Annotated in this window: 17 protein-coding genes; 10 read left to right on the top strand and 7 right to left on the bottom strand. The window is 37.0% G+C overall.

Annotated features, from left to right (window positions below; genetic code table 11):
• Positions 1-202: 202 nt before the first annotated feature.
• The 3 genes from L3V46_RS11810 to L3V46_RS11800 all read right to left on the bottom strand — a co-directional run bounded on the left by L3V46_RS11810 (position 203) and on the right by L3V46_RS11800 (position 2,649).
• Positions 203-436: a DUF2171 domain-containing protein gene (locus L3V46_RS11810; protein WP_004721027.1), complete on the bottom strand. Its 234-nt coding sequence runs from the start codon at positions 434-436 to the stop codon at positions 203-205.
• 211 nt (positions 437-647) lie between these two features.
• Positions 648-1,754, bottom strand: a complete 1,107-nt coding sequence (locus L3V46_RS11805) for an OmpW family outer membrane protein (RefSeq protein WP_004821080.1) — start codon at positions 1,752-1,754, stop codon at positions 648-650.
• Between the two features lie 466 nt (positions 1,755-2,220).
• Complete coding sequence (locus tag L3V46_RS11800; RefSeq protein ID WP_239045771.1) at positions 2,221-2,649, bottom strand: MAPEG family protein; 429 nt, start codon at positions 2,647-2,649, stop codon at positions 2,221-2,223.
• Positions 2,650-3,388: 739 nt separating this feature from the next.
• Here L3V46_RS11800 and L3V46_RS11795 point away from each other — a divergent pair.
• The 3 genes from L3V46_RS11795 (at position 3,389) to L3V46_RS11785 (ending at position 6,823) form a co-directional block, all read left to right on the top strand.
• Positions 3,389-3,952, top strand: a complete 564-nt coding sequence (locus L3V46_RS11795) for a 1-acyl-sn-glycerol-3-phosphate acyltransferase (protein WP_004721021.1) — start codon at positions 3,389-3,391, stop codon at positions 3,950-3,952.
• A 106-nt stretch (positions 3,953-4,058) separates the two neighbouring features.
• Positions 4,059-4,808 carry a YebC/PmpR family DNA-binding transcriptional regulator gene (locus tag L3V46_RS11790; RefSeq protein ID WP_004821088.1) on the top strand — a complete coding sequence of 250 codons (750 nt, stop codon included), beginning with the start codon at positions 4,059-4,061 and terminating at the stop codon, positions 4,806-4,808.
• A gap of 560 nt (positions 4,809-5,368) precedes the next feature.
• Positions 5,369-6,823 carry a hypothetical protein gene (locus L3V46_RS11785; RefSeq protein ID WP_034612843.1) on the top strand — a complete coding sequence of 485 codons (1,455 nt, stop codon included), beginning with the start codon at positions 5,369-5,371 and terminating at the stop codon, positions 6,821-6,823.
• Positions 6,824-7,068: 245 nt separating this feature from the next.
• Here the strand turns inward: L3V46_RS11785 and L3V46_RS11780 are convergent, their stop codons facing one another.
• Positions 7,069-7,542 carry a GrpB family protein gene (locus L3V46_RS11780; RefSeq protein WP_239045770.1) on the bottom strand — a complete coding sequence of 158 codons (474 nt, stop codon included), beginning with the start codon at positions 7,540-7,542 and terminating at the stop codon, positions 7,069-7,071.
• Between the two features lie 164 nt (positions 7,543-7,706).
• Positions 7,707-8,180 carry an Lrp/AsnC family transcriptional regulator gene (locus L3V46_RS11775; protein ID WP_004721004.1) on the bottom strand — a complete coding sequence of 158 codons (474 nt, stop codon included), beginning with the start codon at positions 8,178-8,180 and terminating at the stop codon, positions 7,707-7,709.
• A gap of 299 nt (positions 8,181-8,479) precedes the next feature.
• Between L3V46_RS11775 and L3V46_RS11770 the strand changes: the two genes are divergently transcribed.
• From L3V46_RS11770 to L3V46_RS11750, 5 genes are all read left to right on the top strand, one after another.
• On the top strand, positions 8,480-9,262 hold the full coding sequence (locus tag L3V46_RS11770; protein ID WP_151801723.1) for a HesA/MoeB/ThiF family protein: 783 nt from the start codon (positions 8,480-8,482) through the stop codon (positions 9,260-9,262).
• A gap of 39 nt (positions 9,263-9,301) precedes the next feature.
• Entirely contained in the window at positions 9,302-10,600 is a 1,299-nt protein-coding gene (locus L3V46_RS11765; protein ID WP_004821095.1) for an AarF/UbiB family protein, read from the top strand.
• A gap of 107 nt (positions 10,601-10,707) precedes the next feature.
• The gene (folB, locus tag L3V46_RS11760; RefSeq protein WP_004720998.1) at positions 10,708-11,088 is read left to right on the top strand and encodes a dihydroneopterin aldolase; all 381 of its coding nucleotides are present in this window, start codon (positions 10,708-10,710) and stop codon (positions 11,086-11,088) included.
• Complete coding sequence (locus L3V46_RS11755) at positions 11,045-11,476, top strand: 2-amino-4-hydroxy-6-hydroxymethyldihydropteridine diphosphokinase (protein WP_239045769.1); 432 nt, start codon at positions 11,045-11,047, stop codon at positions 11,474-11,476. Before folB ends, L3V46_RS11755 begins: the two co-directional genes overlap by 44 nt.
• Before the next feature lie 26 nt (positions 11,477-11,502).
• Positions 11,503-12,027, top strand: a complete 525-nt coding sequence (locus L3V46_RS11750; protein WP_239045768.1) for a hypothetical protein — start codon at positions 11,503-11,505, stop codon at positions 12,025-12,027.
• Between the two features lie 121 nt (positions 12,028-12,148).
• On the opposite strand, the gene coq7 is transcribed toward L3V46_RS11750, so the two are convergent.
• Together coq7 and L3V46_RS11740 are read right to left on the bottom strand one after the other, a co-directional pair.
• Entirely contained in the window at positions 12,149-12,784 is a 636-nt protein-coding gene (coq7, locus tag L3V46_RS11745; RefSeq protein ID WP_004720993.1) for a 2-polyprenyl-3-methyl-6-methoxy-1,4-benzoquinone monooxygenase, read from the bottom strand.
• Between the two features lies 1 nt (position 12,785).
• Positions 12,786-14,105, bottom strand: a complete 1,320-nt coding sequence (locus tag L3V46_RS11740) for an MFS transporter (protein ID WP_239045767.1) — start codon at positions 14,103-14,105, stop codon at positions 12,786-12,788.
• Between the two features lie 175 nt (positions 14,106-14,280).
• On the opposite strand from L3V46_RS11740, the gene L3V46_RS11735 reads away from it, so the two are divergent.
• Together L3V46_RS11735 and L3V46_RS11730 are read left to right on the top strand one after the other, a co-directional pair.
• Positions 14,281-17,025, top strand: a complete 2,745-nt coding sequence (locus L3V46_RS11735) for a BamA/TamA family outer membrane protein (protein ID WP_239045766.1) — start codon at positions 14,281-14,283, stop codon at positions 17,023-17,025.
• A 35-nt stretch (positions 17,026-17,060) separates the two neighbouring features.
• Entirely contained in the window at positions 17,061-21,602 is a 4,542-nt protein-coding gene (locus L3V46_RS11730; RefSeq protein ID WP_239045765.1) for a translocation/assembly module TamB domain-containing protein, read from the top strand.
• The last annotated feature ends 29 nt before the right edge of the window (positions 21,603-21,631 follow it).

The raw sequence follows: 21,631 nt of genomic DNA, 5'->3' as shown, positions 1-21,631 counted from the left end.
AAACGCCTTGACCTTATCAATGAAGGCGAAAGACAACGCCAATTAAGGTTAGATGAAGATACGAAAGTCTTAATAATAAGATTTAATCAAATATAAAACGCTCGATGAAATTCATCGAGCGTTTTATATGAAATAAGTGTCAATCTACTTCAGAACGAGACACCTATAAAATTGAATATAACTCAGTTGTAATAGGCCAAATCTATACTTCTAGCCAAGTGTCTTTAACCTCTTGAGAATCTTTGGTTAAGATAACTTTTTCGCCTTTTATCTCACCAACCCAAGATGTTGGGATGAGATGGTGATGTCCATCGCCATGTTTAGTCAGCTTGATTTGGTCTGCTCCAACAAGGTGATCTACCTCACCAACTTTGGTTCCACAAGACGCAATAACATCGGCATGATTCTTAATACTTTCAACATTGATAGAAGTCATTTGATACTTTCCTATTGAAATGTGATTTGAATATTTACCTTATATGAAATAGGTAGGTGAGTCTTGGTCTGAAATGAAAAGGCTACAAGACAGCCAAAATAATTACTTAATGAATTAAATTTTATACATGGTAATTTTTTGAAATTAATTATAAATGAAGCCATTACAGTATTTAAGTTGCTGTAATGGCTTCAGGTTTTAACAGATAGACTTAGAAACGATAACCTACACCAAGGTAAGTGATCAGTGGGTCGATCTCAATTTTAGTTTTAGCCTGAATAAGCTTTGCATTGTTGTTGGTGTTGAGGACTGTAATGGTTGCAGTATTGTCTAACTTCGCATACGAAATAGAGGCAGTCGCAAACCAGTTTTGTTTAAAGTCATAGGTAAAACCAGCAGTAACAATCGGTGCAATGGCATCAGTAGCATCTACCTTAACTTTCATGTTGCCGCTTGATTGCTTTCCTTCTAGAGAAGCACCTGCTTTACCATCATGAATGTTTTGAATCATATGTCCAGCACGTATCAAATCATTTTCAATCCCTGAATTGATTTCGATCTCGTTGAAGTAGGCATACATTAAACCAGCACCTACAAATGGTCTGAACTTATTGACACCAGATTTACCAAAATAGTACTGCGCTTGTATGGCAGGCGTCCAAGCTCTAGCAGATGCAGCAGTGTTATAACTATCTAAATCTGTAATCAAAAGATTGTTTTTTAAATACAAATCGCCTACTAAGCCCTGAAGTGGCTGAGATGTTGCTGAAAAGGGTGCATAGACAGTACCTTTTCCTTTTAGATCAACTTTTGGTGGAATCCCTGCAATCAATTGAACGGCAACATTGTCAGTGACATTATAAGTAAACATCATACCTAGCGTGTCTACATCCTCAACTTCCAAACCAGCATCCGCTGACCAATTGGCAATCCCATTGATTTCAGCAATTCCTGTTAATTGGTCGATTAAGGTTGGGTCGTCTGCCATGATTACATCCAGCAGGTCATCAAATAAATATCGTCCTTCTTCATTACTTGGTGCATTGAGCAAGCTAATTAGGTTGGGATCCATCGCATCAATACGAGATTGATCGACATTATTTAAAATGGTTTGGCCTGTAATTACCCCCACAGCAGCTTTAGTACCATTACCCACAGAGGTATTAATCCTAAAAGGTTGTGCTTTCCCCATTGATGACATATGCAACCAACCCGAAGAAACCGAGAAGCGTTTAAAATCTTCAGCTTGGCTTATTCCCGCAATACACAAGAGTGAGGTAGTAACGATGGCTTTTTGAAAGATCTTTTTTATTTTCACTTTGATTCATCCTTTTAAATACAATCACTGTCTTCTTGACAATGAGATTATTAAAATTACATAAAACAACCAATAAGTAGAGTAAAAACTCTAATTTAAAAATGGTATTAAGACTTAAAAGTTAATAAATAATGATTGAAAAGTAATATAAAAAACATAAAATCATAGAGTTGTTTGAAAATAATGTATTTTTAATTATATTTTTCATATAAATAAAGTATTACAAAATAGTGACATAGTTTTACTTTTTGATAAATTTACTTTACTTTTGATTATATTGAAAAAATTATAAGATAAATTAGTAAATCTAAATTTAATTATTATTCATAGGATATTTTGGATGAATTATTAATATAAGTTGTATTATTTTCCTAGCTATAAAATACAACTTATAAAGAAATGAACGGTTATAAAACAGCGAATAAAGCATAAAAAGATCAGTTAATGCCTATTGATTTGCATTTGTTTAAAATCCAATACATGTGATTACGATTTGAATCGCCAAAATAATAAGACAGATTATTCCAACAGCATAAGAAATACTGCGCCATGGTTGAATTGCACTGAGATAGGTGACTGTATGTGTGATTCTTGCAATCGTAAAAATACAAAAGACCCAAACAATGAAATCACTGCTTAGGTTTAATACAATACAAAGTCCTCCAAGCACCCAAAACACGGGAATATTTTCTAGATCATTTGCCCAAGCTTGGCTGGCTCTGGTTACTTGTGGTAGTTCTTCGGGTCTGGCTTGAACACTGACAAAATTAGCATCTTCGGTATTTTTAAACGCTTTATTCTTTATACGATAAAATCCTTGATAACAAGAGATTGCAAGCATTTTAAAAAAAAGCAAAACCACACAAAATGCATAGATATGTAGTAAATTATTCATAGATCCCCATTTATTTTATATGCTTTAGAAGTAAGTGTATCTATTTAAAGTGATTTTCAAACTTTGTCGAGCGAAATTTTTAGAAGCAGTTTTAATGCTTGATGAGTCTGATTTATTTTTTGGTGAGAATAACTGAAATAGAGCCGAATGATTAAAAGCTTAACCAAAATTGAAAATTAATTGGATAGTTCTAACAATGATCTAAGTTTTGAGTCAATGAGAGCTGCTGCTGAGTGTGTTGCGGTATACGATGATCTAGCGAAGTTTGTGGCTATTGAGCGGGAATAATATGCAGTGTTACTTTTTTCGTTTTTCTAAATAAATTTCAAATACACTCCATGTACAAATCAAAACAAAGACTAAGGCACTTACGCCAAAGAGAGGCATCAACATATTGCAATCCTTTTGCAGGTAAAATTTTTGAGCTTATGGCGCAATTAAGACTAAAGTCTAAATGATTTTAACAAGATAAAGAATATTGATTTGAGTTTTATTATTGAGACTATGATTTATATGAATGTTTTTTATGAAGAATTTATATTTTTGTTCTAAAGTGAGTTAGATGACATTGGTGGATTTAACGATTTTACATTTTAATCACCCATTTCGGTATAGCAAAACAAGTCTTTAAAATGACAAAAATAAATATACAAATGTAAAAATAAGCACAATAGAGATTGTCTTTTTAAGCTTTTACTCGGACAATTCGCAAATTATGATTTTATGATATTAGGTATTTATGAAAAAGATGTTGGGAGAACTTACTTTTAAGCTCTCAGGTTGGTCATATGAAGTTGATCAAAGTGTATTAGAAAAAAAACAAGTCATTATCGGTTTTGAACATACATCCATGATGGATGCTGTATTGTCATTGGCAATTTTTCAAATTCATGACATTAAAATCCATACTTTAATTAAAAAAGAACTATTTAAAGGGCCATTGAAACCGATTTTAGAAAAAATTGGTGGTATTCCTGTAGATCGAAAGTCAAACAAAGACATCGTTTCTCAAATGGTTGATCTGTTTCAGAGTAATGAAGAGTTTAATTTAGTGATTGCACCAGAAGCAACTCGCGCAGAACGTGGACAAGCACGTAAACCGATCCGTACTGGTTTTTGGCATATCGCAAAAGCAGCTGGTGTTCCTATTGTTTTGATGTATGCAAACTCAAAAACAAAACAGGGTGGAATCTTTGGTAAAATTTACCCAACAGATCTAGATCAAGACTTAGCAGAAATTAAACGTCTATATAAACAACATACAGGGCTCGATATTGTGATTCCTGAAGCAAAAAATTCTTAATTTGCATTAAATCTAAAAAATAAGCACTTTCTCATAAAAAAGTGCTTATGGTAGAATTGCCGCAATTTGATATGGCATAAAGCCAATCTACAGGAGCATATTTCGCATGGCGGGTCATTCCAAGTGGGCCAATATTAAGCATCGCAAAGCAAAACAAGATGCAAGTCGTGGTAAAGTTTTTACCAAATATATTCGTGAATTAACCACAGCAGCAAGACTTGGCGGTCCTGATGTGGGAAGTAATCCTCGTCTACGTGCTGTTGTCGAAAAAGCACTTTCAGTGAATATGACACGTGACACGATCAACCGTGCTATCCAACGTGGTGCTGGTGGTGAAGACAACGATGATTTAAAAGAAGTCACTTATGAAGGTTATGGTGTGGGTGGTGTTGCGGTTATCGTAGAAACCATGACAGATAACCTTAATCGTACTGTGCCTGATGTACGTCATTGTTTTTCTAAAACTAATGGTAACTTAGGTACTGCGGGTTCAGTGGCATACTTGTTTACTAAACGTGGTGAGATTACTTTTGAAGATGTTTCTTTAGAAGACAAAATCATGGATGTGGCTTTGGAAGCTGGCGCTGAAGATATTGAAGTGAACGAAGATGAAATCTTAGTGATCACTACACCAGAAAGTTTTGGTGATGTACAAGATGCTTTGACTGCTGCTGGTTTAAAATCTGATAATGCAGAAGTGGTTATGAGCCCATCAACAAAAGCATTGATTGCTGATGTGGATCAAGCAAAACTCATTGTGAAAATGATTGATATGTTTGAAGATCTTGATGATGTTCAAAATGTATATACCAACGTTGAATTCACAGATGAAGTATTGGCTGAATTAGACAGTTAAGTCTGATTTGAGTTGATAAAACGCACCTTTGGGTGCGTTTTTTATTATTACCTGTTTAAATTTAATTTATTAAATAAAAAACAATGATTTATAAGTAGTTTTTCATTTGATTAAATTTAAATTACTTAAATAAAATCCTTCAACAAGATGAGATCAATATTGCTTCTGTTGATCAATCAATCAAAGATTTAATGGAAATTGGACGATTTGAATACTCTTTTAGCCTAAATGAAATTTCTGATGCACTGTCGATTTTAGTTAACACTGAAAATTTTGCCAAAACAATTATAAAGCTTGCGTATGGTGAATTTAAGATCGGATTTTGAGATGAAAACCCACTTACGGTGGGCAATGCTGGAGTTCTCTTTTTAGTTATGGACCACAGTCTTCAATAGTCAAAATTTTTATACATTAGAATGTTTAGGTAAATTAAAAAGAGTTTGAGAAGAATAAAAAAAAGTATACAATTACATCAAAATTACATTGCAATTATTAATAAAAGTAATTGTTTGAATTTTTAAACTAATAAGTATTCTTACAATGAAAAAAGGATTTTTATAATGAAAAAGGTATTTTTATCAAATGCTTTTTTGGGGTTAATCTGTTTTAGCAACCATTTAGTTTATGCAAGTTCTGAAACTTTTCAACCTATGTCAGAAAGTGAAATGTCAGCGACAACTGGTCAGGCTTTAATGAGTATGTCTTTTATTGCACCTAATGATTCAGATAACTTGGAAAGACAGCGTACTGGCGGTAGCCAGAATATCGGTTTTTATCGCTTAGGTTTGGAAGCAGAACTAGAGTTGAATGCTAATATTAAAAAATTACAGCTAGGTTGTGGGGGATTGAACGGGGCTGGTGGATGTGACATTGATATTGATAATTTAAGTTTAAGTGGTATTTCTGATACTAATTCTGGCAGAGCAAGTTCCAGTGCAAAATTAACCAACCCTTTCATTGAGTTTGCAATTAAAAATCCTGGTCAGTCATCAACAAGAGAAATGGTAGGATTGAGACTGAGTGCCGAGAAAATACTAGGTCTGATGACTTTGGGAACAGAAAACTCATCTGTTGCGAATGGACTAAATAGTTTCTCTGGATACATGAAAGTACAGTCAGGTATTGGTACTACTGTTGCAGAACAAAGTAAAATTAAAGGATATGCCGATACTGCTGCACAGTTTATGAATCTAGCTACATATCCAATTAAAGGCAATTTAGTTGCAATTGGATTAGCAAATGCAAGTTTCATCACAACTGGAGGGGGATTCAGTATTCCAGAAATGAATAACCTTCCTTTTGAAACCTCCCAAATTGTTGTTGTAGGAAATCGTAAGACATCAGTTGGTTTATCTGCATCTGTTGATATTCCAACTATCAATTTAGGGACAGGAAATGATTATCCAGCAATAGGTAGAACAACCTTTGATGCAAATGGAACCACAACAGCAGTATACACAGCTGGTAATCCCGTAGACGCTAAGATAACAGGATGTCAAAACACGGTTTTTTTAATTCCTGCTTGTTTAGCAGCACCAACAGGGCGTCAATTTACTAATATCAAAATGAGTGGTTCAGTAAGTGGTGCGAAAGCGACTGTAAATTTTCAAGAAGCTCTTGGCTTTATTCATAGTTTACAGGTGAATTCGGCTGCATCTTTAAGCTTACAAAATCAGAGTTTATTGTGGCCAGGTTCTGAATCCTTAAATATTGCACAGCCAGGTTGGTGGTTAGCACTTGCAGATCCTATCAGTATAGGTCGAGTAGAACCAACCCAAAAATTAAGTATTGAGCCATTGCTTGGTCAATTTGCTACGAAAGCTGGAGATTATTTACAGCAATATCCTGCTAGAACCAATGATCTTGGTGGAATTATTAGTGGAAATGGACTTGATGCAAATATTGGAAATGTAAATTTATCAAATGTTGCTCCCCTACAAATGAATCTATCTAACCTTCAGCTTAATGGGCAAAATTTTGCCCCAAATTGTTATGGTAGTCTTAAATTTTGTTAATCTTAATTTACTGGAATTCGTACAGAATTTAAAAGAGAACATTACGGATACTGACAATCTGAGCATCAGTAATAAATCTTATCCAGTTAAGAGTGATTCAGGCAGTGCAATAATGATAAATTTTTAATAAAACATGATTATTTTTTTAATTTAATAAATGAAAATATTGAGTGCAACAAAAATGCAACATATTGATTTAATTGAATGTTAATCGCACCTTTGGGTGCGTTTTTTATTCAGAGAATTTATTGCTGATTTAAAATTGCGGAAATAAATTTATTTTTTTCAATCCGATAATCGATCATATCTAAATTTTCACAACGCTTTTTTAGATCATTGTACGTTCGCACCAGTTCAGGCGATTGTCTGAGTTTATCTCTAAACTGAATAAATGACTCAAATTCAGAACCTTTGACAACCAATTGAAAGGCGACATCATCACCATTAAGCGATTCCAACATACACAGTTGATCCGTTCTCAGCGTTGCTAATTTTTCTTGAAAATTTAAGCCATAAAGTTTTTGAATTGCATCATTGAATTCAGATTGATCCACTGCAATATAAATATCTAAATCTCCTTTAGAGATTGCATTTGGAATCGAAGAGGCGCCAATGTGCTCAATCTCTGCATTGGTTAAAAGTGCTTTAATTTGAGTTTGATAATACGCAAACCGTGCATTGCATTGTGGTTGATATTCTTCGGCTAAATAAAATCTCATAAAAAGACCCATTCAAATACAATGTGATATCTTTGATTTTTAAATTCTACTTATTTAAAACATCATAAAACCAATGTTTAAGACCAATGAGAGTAGCTTTGCTTCGTAGACTTTTAAGTGCATTCTATTCAACGTGTAGAAACTAAACTAGCTCAATACATAATTTAAATTCGATTGAGTAGGCCAGTACAATTAAACACGCGTTTATATTCTTTAATCACAAAGCTTGAATGTAGTGCAACCACATGCTCAATTTTACCAATCCGTTTGAGTAAAATTTCACTGTAATTCTCCATATCTTTTGCGATAACTTCGACAAGGAAATCAGCGGTTTGCCCAGTCACTAAAAAGGCGTTAATCACTTCAGGGATGTTTTCGAGTTCTTCTAAAAATTTAGCAAAGGTATCGGTGTCATGTTTGCTTAGGGAAATTTGTAAAATGACATGTAATTTAAAGCCTAATTTTTCAAAATTAATATCACGCTTTAGATTGGTCATGATATCAGTTTCGATCAAGTGTTTGATACGACGATGGACAGAACTTACTGACAGGTTAATACGTTCTGACAATTCATTTAGATTGATGTCTTCATGGGTTAAAATTTCTAAAATTTGTTTGTCGTAACGATCCAGTTCCATATTTTTATCCAGCTTGAAAAAATTTTCTGTATTAATGTAGATTGATTTTTATAGTTTTTCAATATTTGAATCATTTTTGAGAATAAATATCATAAAACGCTAGGTTATGGAAAATGAAACAGTTTAAATCTGATTGTATGCTGTATTGAACCATATCATGATGATTTTGCAAATGACCTGTTGAAAACATTGAGCGAATTGCTAAAACTTAACCCAACGAATTAAAGATTATTTTTAGTTATTGCTCCCCTATAAAATTTTTACTTTATACTGTTTAAAATTGAAATGTTTATCCACCCATGCTTGAACACGATCTAGAACTTACCGAATCTGAAATGCATCTCTATTCCCGTCAAATTCTACTGGATGGTTGGGATATTGAGGCACAGGAAAAATTAAAACTCGCCAATGTACTGATTGTTGGTTGCGGTGGAATAGGGTGTACCACTGCCGAATTGTTGGCGCGTGCAGGTGTTGGAAAAATTAGTTTGATTGATGCTGATACGATTGAAATCAGTAATTTACAAAGACAAATTGCCTATGTTGCGCAAGATGTGGGTTTTTATAAATCGGAGATCTTGGCCAAGAGATTACAAACAATTAATCCTTTTATCCAAGTAGAAAGTTATACCAGTAAATTGGATGAAAATAATGCGCAAGCATTGATTGCTCAGCAAGATTTAGTCTTAGATGGTTGCGATAACTTTACCACCCGTTATCTGGTGAACCACATCTGTACCCAGCTGCATATCCCACTGATTAGCGCGTCTGCGATTGGTTTCCAAGGTCAGCTCTTTATGGTTGACGGTGACTCAGCTTGTTATGAATGTTTATTTCCCAAAGCGCAACAACATAATGAAAGTCTACGTTGTGCTGACTCTGGTGTATTGGCCACCACACCCAATGTTATGGCAAGTTTACAGGCACATCATGCACTTCTATATTTAGGTTTGGCGAAAACCCCACTGAAACAAAAACTGATGCTATGGGATGGATTAACAATGAAACAACGAATTTTAGCCTTTGAAAAAGATAGAGATTGTACAAACTGTCAGGCAAGCCATACTGCAAATGCTGATTAATTTGCTACACTTATACAAATTCAATTTAATGTTGACATTATGAAAAATAATATCTTTTTAGATGGTCTGCGTTCAGTTGCCCGAGTTGGGGAAACTGCAGTTATCGCTGCCAAAGCTGGCATTAAATACGCCACTGAAAAACCAAGTAATGCCAAACTGATGCGTGAAACCTTTGAATCATTAGGCTCAACTTATATTAAATTGGGTCAATTTATTGCCAGTACACCATCTTTATTTCCTCGTGAATATGTTGAAGAGTTTCAAGGCTGTTTAGATCAAACGCCTTATTTACCTTTTAGCTATGTTCAGGAGGTGTTGGAACAAGAATTTGCTGGACGTAATTTAAGTGAAATCTTTGCATCTATTGATGAAAAGCCTCTTGCTTCAGCGTCTATTGCTCAGGTTCATGCGGCCAAATTGGTGACCGGTGAAGATGTTGTAATTAAAGTGCAAAAACCAGGTGTAGAAACTATTCTTTATACCGATTTAAATGTATTGCACTGGGCAACAAAGGTGTTGGAAAAAGCGATTCCAAAAGTAAAATTCGCTTCATTGGCAGATATTGTTGATGAAATTAAAACACGTATGGTACGTGAAGTCGATTTTATTGAAGAAGCACAAAATTTAGATGATTTTGTGAATTATCTCAATGTGTCGCAAAACACCGCAGCAACCGCACCAAAGGTCTATCATCAATTTTCAACACGTCGGGTACTTACCATGCAACGCTTGTATGGTGTGCCATTGACTGATTTTGATGTGGTGAGAAAGGTCGCGAAAGATCCATCTCAAGTGCTGATTACCGCCATGAATACTTGGTTTGGTAGTTTGATGTTATGCCAGTCTTTCCATGCTGATTTGCATGCAGGTAATCTGATGTTGCTTGAAGATGGCCGTATTGGTTTTATTGATTTTGGTATCGTTGGACAGTTAAAACCTGAAGTTTGGCAAGCATGTATGGCATTTATGGATGCTTTGCAAAAGACTGATTACAAGTTGATGGCTGAAAATATGTTGGGTATGGGCATGACTAGTACTCAAGTTGATACGCAGGTTTTGGCAGAAGATTTAGAGCGTTTATTTAGTGGGGTACTGCTTGCAGATCCACAAAAAATTATGACGTCTAATCCATCGGATTTAAATGACATCATGATGGACATGGTGGGTGTAGGCGAGCGTCATGGTATTCGTTTCCCACGTGACTTTGCCTTATTATTTAAGCAAATGCTCTATTTTGATCGTTTTATGCGTGTCCTTGCACCATATACCGATATTTATGCTGACCAACGTTTACAGATGGTGCAAAATATTGATCCTGTGTCGCTGTTAAAACATTGATATAGATGTTTCCCCTTTGTGAAAAGCTGGCTGAGTTTGATTGTAAAATCTTACTTGGCCCTTTTAAAAAGGGCATTTTTTATTTAGATTGAGAATTTATAAACGTCATGGATGCAATTATCATTGAAGGGTTGAAAGTTGAGACGGTGATTGGCTGCTTCAATTGGGAACGGCAAATTATCCAACCTTTAATGTTGGATCTCCACATTCAAACCAGTTTAGAACAAGCGTCTAACTCAGATGAATTGGTCGATACGTTGAACTATGCTGAAATTTGTGAAATTTCTGCCAAAGTGATTCAGGATGCTGCGCCAAAATTGATCGAACATGCGGCCAAATTGGTGTTGAATACGCTTTTCTCTACCTTTCCGCCTATTGAATCGATTATGATTACGATCCGTAAGCCTGCCATTATCCCGCAAGCCAATTCTGTAGGAATTCGTCTTGAACGACACCGAAATGATATTCGCCCTAGCTCTAGCGAGTAATCGCGATCCACAACAAAATTTTCAAAAAGCATTTGCTCAGATTGCCCATTTGGGAATGGTGTCATTTTCTTCAATCTATTTAATTCCATGCCGTGATGGAATTGGTGCAGATTATTGGAATGCTGCATGTTTGGTTCAAAGCCAGCTGTCTGTAGATGAAATGCTATCTTTATTAAAAAAGATGGAAGCAGACTCAGGTCGTGTACGCCCATCACATCAAATTTCCTTGGATATTGATCTCATTGCATGGGGATCTCATTTAACTGCAATGCAATTTAATCCAAAGAAACTACCATTGGCGTTGGATGTTAAAGTGCCGATGTCTGATCTTTGGGAAGATGCATTATTCACACATTCTACAGATCAATTTCCAGTTATCATTTTATAGTCTTTAAAATAACTCGGTTAAAAACAATGTATTTTAAGCCCTTGGCATTATTCAGTTGTGTGCTTTTATTCAGTGCATGTCGCCATTTACCTGAACAATCCGTTACACCAGCACAAGCTGTAAGTGAAGTGCAAACCTTACAACAGCGAGATAACAATCTTAAGCAAAAAGTGAATGCTTATACACAAGATCAAGCTTTATTTGATGTGGCATTTGATGATCTCAATCAAGATGGGCAAGATGAAGCCATCGTGCTTTTAAAAGGACAAGATTGGTGTGGGTCTGGTGGTTGTACAATGCTGATCTTTCAAGGCAAACCCAATCAACAGTTTGGCTTTTTAAGTAAAACAACCTTGGTGGATACGCCAGTTTACGCCACAACATATCTGCATAATGGTTGGAAGCAATTGCTGGTTTATAGCCGAAAGCATGGGCAAGTGATGTTGAAATTTGATGGAACTCAATATCCGCTCAATCCATCTTTATTGCCTGTTGCAACTGCAAAGTTGGCACCGAATACAGCTAAATTACTTTTGGGCGTTGCTGAGTAATTTTTTATTTTAATCCATATTGCTACATCAAAATGTGAGTTAGGCAGACCTTTGTAAAATGCTAAAAAAACAAGCCCAGCAAGTGGGCTTGTAAATCAGTTAAATCATGATGTGAGATAAATTAGATAAAATAACTGGTCTTGGTCATCAGTTTAGAAATTGCAGTCATGGTGATCTTCACTGGAATAGGCAGCTCTACACCACCAGCAGTTAATGCTGTATCACGATGATGCAGTTCATCTTCATTCATCTGCACCAATATTTTACGTGAACGTTCGTCTTGAGCTGGAAGCTGACTGATATGGTGTTGTAAATGTAAGCTAACTTGGCGTTCAGTTTCAGCTACAAAACCTAAACTATATTTATCACCAGCAATGCCAGCAAGCGCACCCATACCAAAAGAAAGACCATACCATACAGGATTCAGCAAACTGGTATGACTGTCGAGCTCTTTTAAGCGATCCTCACACCAAGCCAAATGGTCTTGTTCTTCAATTGCTGCAAATTCCATTTCCCGACGTACATTTGGAAGTTTGGCCGTTAATGCTTGCCCATGATAAAGCGCTTGAGCACAGACTTCACCACTATGGTTGACGCGCATTAAGCCTGCAACATGACGTGCTTCACTGACAGCCAGTTTGGTTTCGACTGCATTGGATGGATTGCTTCTTTGTGCCGAAGTTGCACCAGGTACTAAACTTCTTAAAGCTTGGTCAAATGAATTGATCAATTTATCGATGCCAGTATATTGACGCATATTAGTCCTCCAAAGAAACCCGAGTTGTTGCTATTAATGGTTTTAAACGAATTAATAACCAAGTACTAAAAATAGCACTCAGCACAGCTGTGATACAGAATAAGATTTTAATATCTATTTTCAAAATACTTAAGATGAGAATAGAAAAAACTGCCGATGAAACCATGAATATTGCATTAAAAATGTTATTTGCCGCAACCACACGCGCACGGTGTGATTTTGGGGCATAGGCTTGCATCATGGCATAAAGTGGAACGATGTAAAAACCTCCACTGATACCCAATAAGGTCACCGCAAGCATGACATGATAATAAATTGCCCCTGAGTTAAACATATCAGGAATTGCAATCAGATCACTTGTTCGTTCTGGAACAAAGGCCAAACTGCCTGCTAAATAGAGTGCAAATACCGTTAAACCAATCGCACCAAGTGGTACCATTTTGATATTCACCTCAGCTCCGCCAATTTTACGACACAGTAATGAGCCTACACCAATGCCGACAGAAAAAAAGGTAAGCAATAAACTAACGACATTTTCATTGGCATGCAGGTTTTGCTGGGTTAACTGGGGGATTTGGGTGAGGTATGTTGCACCATAAAACCAATACCAAGAATTGCCTAAAAGTACGATAAAAATTAACGGTAAACTTTTAGCATAACGAATGGTTTGGAAACTGGTACGGAAGAAATTCCAATCGATATCTAAGTCTTCATTTGAAGTAGATTGTTTAAGGACAAAACGACTGGATAAATAACCCACCACTGCAATAGAGACGATGGTTAAGCAAATCCAGATCATATTGCCTTGTGATAGCGAAATGACTGCGCCGCCTAAAATCATCCCAATTAGAATCGCAATCGATGTACCTGACTGAAACAGGGCGTTACCAGACATCAGTTCATTGGGTTTTAAAATTTCAGGTAAAATCGCATATTTGATTGGCCCAAAAAAAGTACTGTGCGTACCCATTAAAAATAAGGCGAAGAGTAAAATCCAAAGATTGCCCAATAAAAAACCCGCCGAGGCGATCAACATGATGATGATTTCTAAAATTTTAATATTTCGGACTAAAAATGAGCGTTCGTATTTATCTGCAATTTGACCCGCAGTCGCAGAGAAGATGAAATAGGGTAGAATAAACAATAACGCAGCGAGATTGTTGAGTGTGCTGATATTGGCAGACTGATGATGAATCCAACCATAGGTAATGACGAGTAATAATGATTGTTTATAAACATTATCATTCAGGGCGCCAAAAAACTGGGTAAGGAACATCGGTAAAAAACGTCGGGTCCCTAAAATATGCTCATTTTTTTCCATTGTAGACGACTTCATTTAGTTATATATAAGAAATGTGTTGAAATGGTAACTATCTCTCAAAATCATGTATCATGTTTTTAACTTAAATCATGTGTAAAACCAATTGGTTTGGGTATTTGAAAGATTTTTAATAATTGATCTTTCTACAAATAAATTTAGGTCATTCGAGCTTGGTATGCCAGCAAAAATTAATTTTAAAAAATCTGTGCTTTCACATAGTGTACATTTACACTTTGACCGTTATCATATCAATAAACTGATATGTTCAAGTGTTTTTTTAAGTGTTTTTGCGATCCCTGTCAGTTATGCCGATCAAATACAAAGCAATCAGAACTTGCCATCAAGCTCTGAAACCATCGGTACAAGTTCTGAAAAAATCAGCAATACTCAAGAACAATTAGAATCAGCAGCCATTCAACAAGGTGTACCCAACGAAAAGATCGACCAGTTAGATCAGAAAATTCAACAAGCTCAACAAACTGATCAAGTCGATAGCGTTAAAATGCTTGAACAACAAGAAAAAAATATGGGGGTGCAAGATGATTTTAAGCCGATCCAATTTGAAGATCTTGAAGAGTTACCTGCTGTTGCTGTGGATCAGTCTTTAGCAAATGAAATTTATAAAGTTGCAGAAGATGCAAAAACGGATGCGCAGAATTTTCGTAATGGGGTGACCAAAGCGCCTCAAGTTGAAGTGACTAATGCGACCCAGCAAGAATTGAATGAAATTACGCAAGCGCCAGTCAATGTTGATCAGCTTATACAAACGATTCGTGCGGACAATAAAATTTCTGTAGAGGAAAATCAATCGGGTAAAACCTTGGTTGATAATACACAGAGTAATAGCGATGAAGAAAAGGCTAAACCTGGTTTCTTTAAAAGTTTAGTCAATAAAATCCGTGGGCCGCAAGACAACGGCGTACCAATTCCAAAAATCAGTGTTTCCGTGACGGGGGCGCCTACGGTTCTTGCAACTAACTTAAAAGCAAAATTAGGAACCTTTACCCAAGAAGCATATTCTGACTTTAATGGCTCGGTGCCACAGTTAAGAACACTGGCAGTACAAGCTGCCCAAGCAGTAGGTTATTACAATGCAGAATTCAAGTTTACTAAAATCGATGATACCCATTTAGGGGTTAAAGTCACCCCTCATGATCCAGTTAAAGTGACTGAACAAAATATCGAGTTTACAGGGGCAGGTGCTAAACTGGCACAGTTCCAAGTTATTGGAGTACTTCCTGATTTAGAAGAAGGTGATATTCTCAATCATGGTGCTTATGAATCTACCAAAAGCCGAATAGTAGATGCAGCATCGAATAACGGGTTTTTTGATGGTTATTGGCGTTTACATGATGTCAAAGTTGAACAACCGCAAAACAAAGCCAAAATTGATTTAAAGTACGAAACGGGCGATCGTTATAAATTGCAAGATGTTGAATTTAGAATGAGTGATCCTTCTAAGCCACTTCCGATCGATTTAAAAATCTTAAAAACCTTAGCGCCGTGGGAAGATGGTGCGGATTACACCGCATGGCGTGTCAATGGTTTGGCCAATAACTTAACCAACTCACGTTATTTTAACTATACCTTGGTTGATGCGATTAAACCGGATGCAATTGTAAAACCACTTGAGCTTCCCGCAGATCTGCAAGCTTTAGTAGATCAGCAAAAAATCACTGAAACGACATTGTCAGCGCAAACCAATGCCGATAAAGCGCATTTGTCAGATAAAGAAGTGACCCAAAATGTGGTCAATGAAAATCAGTTTGCGGGAACGCAAGGTGAAGAAGTCAATCCGAACTTAAAGCAACTTCAAGCGCAGCAGAAAGAAAAAGAATCTGATGATGATCTATTAAAAGATCAGGCACGTGAGAATAAAAAGATTCCTGTGATTGTGACTTTAAATGCGGATCGCTTAAACAGTTTAGAGACAGGTATTGGTTATGGGACCGATACAGGGGTACGTTTACGTAGCCAATATAGACGTGCGATTGTTAACCATTTAGGGCATTCTTTTGATGCCAATATGGAATTGTCACAAATTCGTCAAGCGATTGATGCTCGCTATAACATTCCTTATAAACATCCATTAAATGATTACTTCAGTTTGGTTGCGGGTTATGAACGAGAAACCCGTGATGGTATTGGTAATGACATGGATTTGGTTATTGAGTCTGCGGTAGCCGGGGTAGACCGTATTATTAAAGGGTCTAGAAAAGAGTGGCAGCATATTCTTGGTGTGCGTTACCGCTTAGACCGTGTTACTCAAAATGGTCCTGTAGATATTGCCAATATTCCTGATGCTTTTTTAATTCCTGGTTCAAATCAAGAACAGCAGTCATTGTTGTTGGGTTATGAAGCAACCAAAACAACCAGTGATAATCGGATCAATCCAACACGCGGATATAAGCAAAGTTATAAAATTCAACTTGGCAGTCAGTCTTTACTTTCAGATACGGATATGGCGATCACCAGTGCAGATTGGAAAGGCTTATATTCATTTGGTCAAAATGATAATCATCAGGTGGTTGGTGGTTTGAATGTCGGCTATATTTTTGCCAAAGATTTTGAACAGGTTCCTTATAATTTAAGATATTTTGCTGGTGGAGATCAGAGTTTGCGAGGCTTTGATTATAAGAGCTTATCTCCAACGGAATATGGTTATAAAGTCGGTGGTCAAGGTTTGGCTGTCGGTTCATTGGAATACAATTACCAATTTAAAGAGGGTTGGCGTGGCGCAATATTCAGTGACTTTGGTAATGCTTACGATAAATCATTTAGTAACGATACCCAATATAGCTTAGGCTTAGGAATCCGTTGGAAGTCACCAATTGGTCCGATTCGAATTGATGTTGCATCAGGTGTTTCAGATCCTGCTCGCCCAATTCGACTGCACTTCTTTATTGGTTCACAACTTTAATTAACTAAAAATATAAGAGAATTACTGGAAATATTATGGCTGATGAAGAACATCAAGATGTTCAAAATGAACAGCAAAATGATCAACTAAAGCAAGAGCAGACACCGAAGAAGCGCAATATATTGCGTAATATTCTGATGTCATTGCTTTTGGTCATTATTTTATTGATTGCTGCATTGGCTGTGATGTTTAGTACCGATAAAGGCAGTAAGTTTTTATTGGATCGGGTTGCTTCAAGCCAGAAAATTATTGATTACCAATATGAAAGCGGTAACTTGCTTCAAGGGATCATACTTAAAAATGTTTTGGTCACTCTCGCTGCGGTTGATGTCAAAATTGATCGTGCGGATGTTTCCTTGGGTTGGCGCGCAATATTAGATAAAGAAATTCATTTGAGCCATGCTGATGTTAACAATTTAAGAATTATCAGCAAAACACCACCAAGCGATGAACCCTTTAAGTTTAGCGAAATCAAGTTACCTTTTGTTTTACGTTTAGATGAAGCGAATGTAGATCATATGCAGTTGCAAACTGCCTCTACAAAAATTGATTTTAACGATATTCATTTAGAAAATGCATTGTGGTCGGGTACAGAGCTGAAGTTTGAAAACTCTAAAATGGACATGGGCTATTTATCTGTAAAAGACGCGACAGGTAATATGAACTTTAAGCAAGGCGATTATCCACTGAATGCCAAAGCAATTTTGCGGATCCCGAGTTTAAAAAGTTTGAATGTTGAAGATATTTACGTACATGCGCGTGGCTCACTCGACACGATTAAAGCGGGTGTTGCAACGAAAACGCCCGATCTTTTAACGGGCTGGGCGGTGATCCATCCGATGCGTCATGATGTTCCAATGAATGGTGCTTTGGTTTTTAAAGATTATCATTGGCCGTTGTTGCAGGAACAAGAATTACTGTCTAAAAATGGCTTGGCGAAATTTCAAGGCGATGTTAAAGGCTTAAACTTAGACATCAACACAGACATTAGTGGTAAAAATATCCCACAAGGTCAATATACTGCTTTAGCATATACCGATTTAACCAATCAGTTGAATATTAATAATTTAAATGGTCAATTGATGGGTGGTGCTTTAAATCTTGCAGGTTTGGTCAGTTGGCAAGATCATGTGCATTGGGATGTGCAAGGCCGTTTAGATCGAATCAATCCAAAAGATAAAATTATCCCACAAGTGATTCAAGACTTTTTACCTGTTTCCCTTGATGCCAAAATTGGTTCAGTGGGCGAATTAAAACAAGGTATGCATTTAACCGCCAATGTTGATTTTGATAAATATGAAGCTTGGAAGGTTAAATTAGATCAAGCTGAGCAAAAGGGTAAAAAGCCTGAACCGATGTTATTGGGGGTTAACTGGAAAAATATCGACCGAGCCGTGCCTTATGTGGGCTGGTTGAGCAGTGAACAAGGTCAGGTTGAAGTTGCACTGGTTGACGATCAGCAAAATATTCATGTGGCAACCGTTGTACGTCAACATGAAAAAGGCAGTTTACCTGAGGGCAAATACACAGCTCAGTTAGACCTAAAAGGCAATGATCTACACGTACCAGCATTTGAATATGTGGCAACGAAAGGCAGTTTATCTGGAAACGCAGTTGTTGAATTACCTACTGAAAAACGCCAGTTAAAATGGAATGCCTTACTCAATGCAAAAGATTTTAATCCACAAAGTATTGTCGCAACTGCACCAGTAGATTTAATCAATGGGCAAATAAAAGCCAATGGTTATGCGAAACCAAATCAACAATTGATTAATTTTGATGCGATTAATTTAACTGGGCGACTTGCAAATCAAGCCAACCCTGAAACAATCCAATTGACAGGTAAAAGTACAGCCGCAGTTATTTTCAATGATGCCAATGCTGGTGGAGCATTTAAAGGCTTTGCTGTGAATTATGACGGGGCATTAAATGCGTCACAGCTAAAACAAGGCAGTGGCTTGTTAAAGATCAGAGTTGCAGGTACACCAGAGCTAATTAAAATATCTGAGCTACAGCATGATGGTGTTGCTGGAAAAATCTTAGCCAATGGCTTGGTGCATATCAGCAATGGCATCGGTTGGGATATCAACGCATCTTTGGTGCGTTTTAAACCACAATATTTTGTTTCTTCTGTCCGTGGTGAAGTTTCTGGGAATGTGAAGACTCAGGGGAATTGGTCAGATCGTCTGAAGAGAATTAATATTCAACAATTGAATATTGCAGGCATGATCAATAACAAACCATTGAGAGGACGCGGTAACCTTGCAGTTGTTTTAAATTCTGATTTAAAAGGCTTGATGCCACAGCAATTTGAAGCCAACAACTTATTTTTGTCTTATGCCAATAACCAAGTTCAGGCGACAGGAAATGCACAGAATCTACGATTAAAAGTCAATGCACCTGCATTATATGAGCTTTATCCGGGATTACGTGGCACAGCATATGGTTATTTGAATCTACAAGCACAGCCACGTCTGAGTGCAACTGCAAACCTCACAGTCGATAATTTTAGTTTTAATGATAGCCTAAGCATTAAAAAATTAAGCTTAAAAGGTGAATTACCAACTTCTGAAACTGTAGCGTCGAAAATGGTGGCGCAAATGGATACTTTGCGCAGTGGAAACCGTGAGATTCAGCATGCAGGGATTACACTTTCTGGCACACGTAAAGCACATTTATTACAGCTTCAGGCATGGAACTATTATTCCAAGTTTTATGTACAGCTTGCAGGTGGATTTAATGCGCAAAATGATTGGTTAGGGCAGATTCAAAAAGGTGAGTTTGACTCAGTAAGAGCACACTTATTACAACAACAAAATGCACCAGTTATTTTTAACGCGTCAAAATCGGAGTTATATGTTGGGCAGCATTGTTGGTCAAGTCAGCAAAGCCAATTGTGTTTTGATCAACCGATCCGCGCAAGTCAGCAAAATGGTAATGTTTCCTTTGTTACTAAAAATTTAGATCTGAATGATTTTGCTGCGTTTATGCCAGAAGGTTTGGCACTGACGGGGAAATTAAATGGTTATGCAAAAGCATCATGGGCGAAAGGTGCACAACCTAAATTAGATGCTAAGCTGGTTACCCGGAATGGGCAAATTGGTATTGCAGCAGAAGATCCGAATGATCCTTCAACTTCGATGAACTATGACGAAGCCAGTGTAATTGCGAAAAGCATAAAAGATGGCTTGTTGTTGCGTGTTGATTTAAAAGCACCGAATGTCGGAACAGGCTATGCCAGCATCATTGTCAACCCATATGTCGAGTCTAAGCCGATGCGTGGTGAGGTGGCATTTAATGAAGTTCAGCTGAAAATCTTAAAACCATTTATTGCTGATGTACGTAAGCTTGATGGGACTTTATCACTTGCAGGAAAAATTAACGGCACGCTGACACAACCATTGTTTGATGGTGAAATGCGCTTGAAAAATGGTGAAATTAGTATGATTTCACTGCCTGTGAATTTGAATAATGTTCAGATTTACACTTCAATTCGTCAAGACGTTGCAACAATTAATGGTGCATTTAACAGTGGTCGTGGTGTCGGTAAAATTAATGGCAGTATCGATTGGAAAAATGATCCACATATACAATTACGTCTCAATGGCGATAAATTGCTGATTCGTCAAGCACCGTTGATCACTGCAGTTGTCGATACTGATATTGAATTGGATGCTTTACCTTTAAGTAAGAAACTGACCGTTAAAGGTAAAGTTGATGTACCTAGTGCATTAATTTCAATGCCTGAATCCAGTGCAACCGTAGTCAATGTGTCACCTGATGTCCGTATTGTAAAAGAAGGTCAAAATCAGCTAGCAGTGCTTAAAGCAGCACAGCCGTGGTCTATACGTGCAGATGTTTCAGTAAACTTGGGCGATAAAGTTATTTTCCAAGGCTTTAATAGTCGTATTCCATTGGTGGGCCGTCTTTACCTTTCTCAACGTGGTTTGGAAACTGCAATGCGTGCCAATGGTGCGATTGGTGTCAGTCAAAAAGTAACCGTTGAAGCTTATGGTCAGCGCTTAGACTTAAATCGTGCCATTGCTCGTTTTAATGGTCCATTGTCTAATCCTACATTGGATGTCGATACCAATAAGAGTATTTCTGGCAGTACCGTAGGTCTACGTATTACAGGCACAGCTTCTAGTCCAAACATTCAAGTTTATAATGATGCTGGTTTATCAGATCAAGAAGCGATGAATGCTTTAATTACAGGACGTATTAATGAAGGTTCTAGTGGCTTAAGTAATGCTGAAGGATTTAAATCGGATGTAAACAATACGATTGCAGCAGCAGGGATCAGTTTGGGGCTAGGGGGAACGCGCGCATTTACCAATCAAATTGGACGTACATTTGGTTTAAGTGGTTTGTCTTTTGATGCACAAGGGACTGGGGATGATACGCAGGTCAGTTTGACGGGTTATATTACCCCTGACTTGTATATTCGCTATGGTGTGGGGGTATTTACACCAGTGAATAAACTGACTTTACGTTATCAAATGAATAAACGTTTATATCTGGAAGCCAGCCAGTCTTTAGAAAAAGCCATTGACGTGTTCTATCATTGGAGATTCTAGCCAAAACATTTTAAATGCAATCGGTATTG

This window comes from Acinetobacter sp. AG3, assembly GCF_022343575.1.
Lineage (GTDB): Bacteria > Pseudomonadota > Gammaproteobacteria > Pseudomonadales > Moraxellaceae > Acinetobacter > Acinetobacter guillouiae.
This window is presented reverse-complemented; position numbering and strand designations above follow the sequence as displayed.

What these genes read in the sequence shown, in the direction of transcription:
- L3V46_RS11790 (WP_004821088.1), top strand. Translation starts at nt 4,059, where the DNA reads ATGGCGGGTCATTCCAAGTGGGCCAATATTAAGCATCGCAAAGCAAAA.
- coq7 (WP_004720993.1), bottom strand. Translation starts at nt 12,784, where the DNA reads ATGCGTCAATATACTGGCATCGATAAATTGATCAATTCATTTGACCAA.
- L3V46_RS11735 (WP_239045766.1), top strand. Translation starts at nt 14,281, where the DNA reads ATGCCAGCAAAAATTAATTTTAAAAAATCTGTGCTTTCACATAGTGTA.
- folB (WP_004720998.1), top strand. Translation starts at nt 10,708, where the DNA reads ATGGATGCAATTATCATTGAAGGGTTGAAAGTTGAGACGGTGATTGGC.
- L3V46_RS11810 (WP_004721027.1), bottom strand. Translation starts at nt 436, where the DNA reads ATGACTTCTATCAATGTTGAAAGTATTAAGAATCATGCCGATGTTATT.
- L3V46_RS11770 (WP_151801723.1), top strand. Translation starts at nt 8,480, where the DNA reads ATGCTTGAACACGATCTAGAACTTACCGAATCTGAAATGCATCTCTAT.
- L3V46_RS11730 (WP_239045765.1), top strand. Translation starts at nt 17,061, where the DNA reads ATGGCTGATGAAGAACATCAAGATGTTCAAAATGAACAGCAAAATGAT.
- L3V46_RS11750 (WP_239045768.1), top strand. Translation starts at nt 11,503, where the DNA reads ATGTATTTTAAGCCCTTGGCATTATTCAGTTGTGTGCTTTTATTCAGT.
- L3V46_RS11800 (WP_239045771.1), bottom strand. Translation starts at nt 2,649, where the DNA reads ATGAATAATTTACTACATATCTATGCATTTTGTGTGGTTTTGCTTTTT.
- L3V46_RS11775 (WP_004721004.1), bottom strand. Translation starts at nt 8,180, where the DNA reads ATGGAACTGGATCGTTACGACAAACAAATTTTAGAAATTTTAACCCAT.
- L3V46_RS11765 (WP_004821095.1), top strand. Translation starts at nt 9,302, where the DNA reads ATGAAAAATAATATCTTTTTAGATGGTCTGCGTTCAGTTGCCCGAGTT.
- L3V46_RS11785 (WP_034612843.1), top strand. Translation starts at nt 5,369, where the DNA reads ATGAAAAAGGTATTTTTATCAAATGCTTTTTTGGGGTTAATCTGTTTT.
- L3V46_RS11740 (WP_239045767.1), bottom strand. Translation starts at nt 14,105, where the DNA reads ATGGAAAAAAATGAGCATATTTTAGGGACCCGACGTTTTTTACCGATG.
- L3V46_RS11780 (WP_239045770.1), bottom strand. Translation starts at nt 7,542, where the DNA reads ATGAGATTTTATTTAGCCGAAGAATATCAACCACAATGCAATGCACGG.
- L3V46_RS11795 (WP_004721021.1), top strand. Translation starts at nt 3,389, where the DNA reads ATGAAAAAGATGTTGGGAGAACTTACTTTTAAGCTCTCAGGTTGGTCA.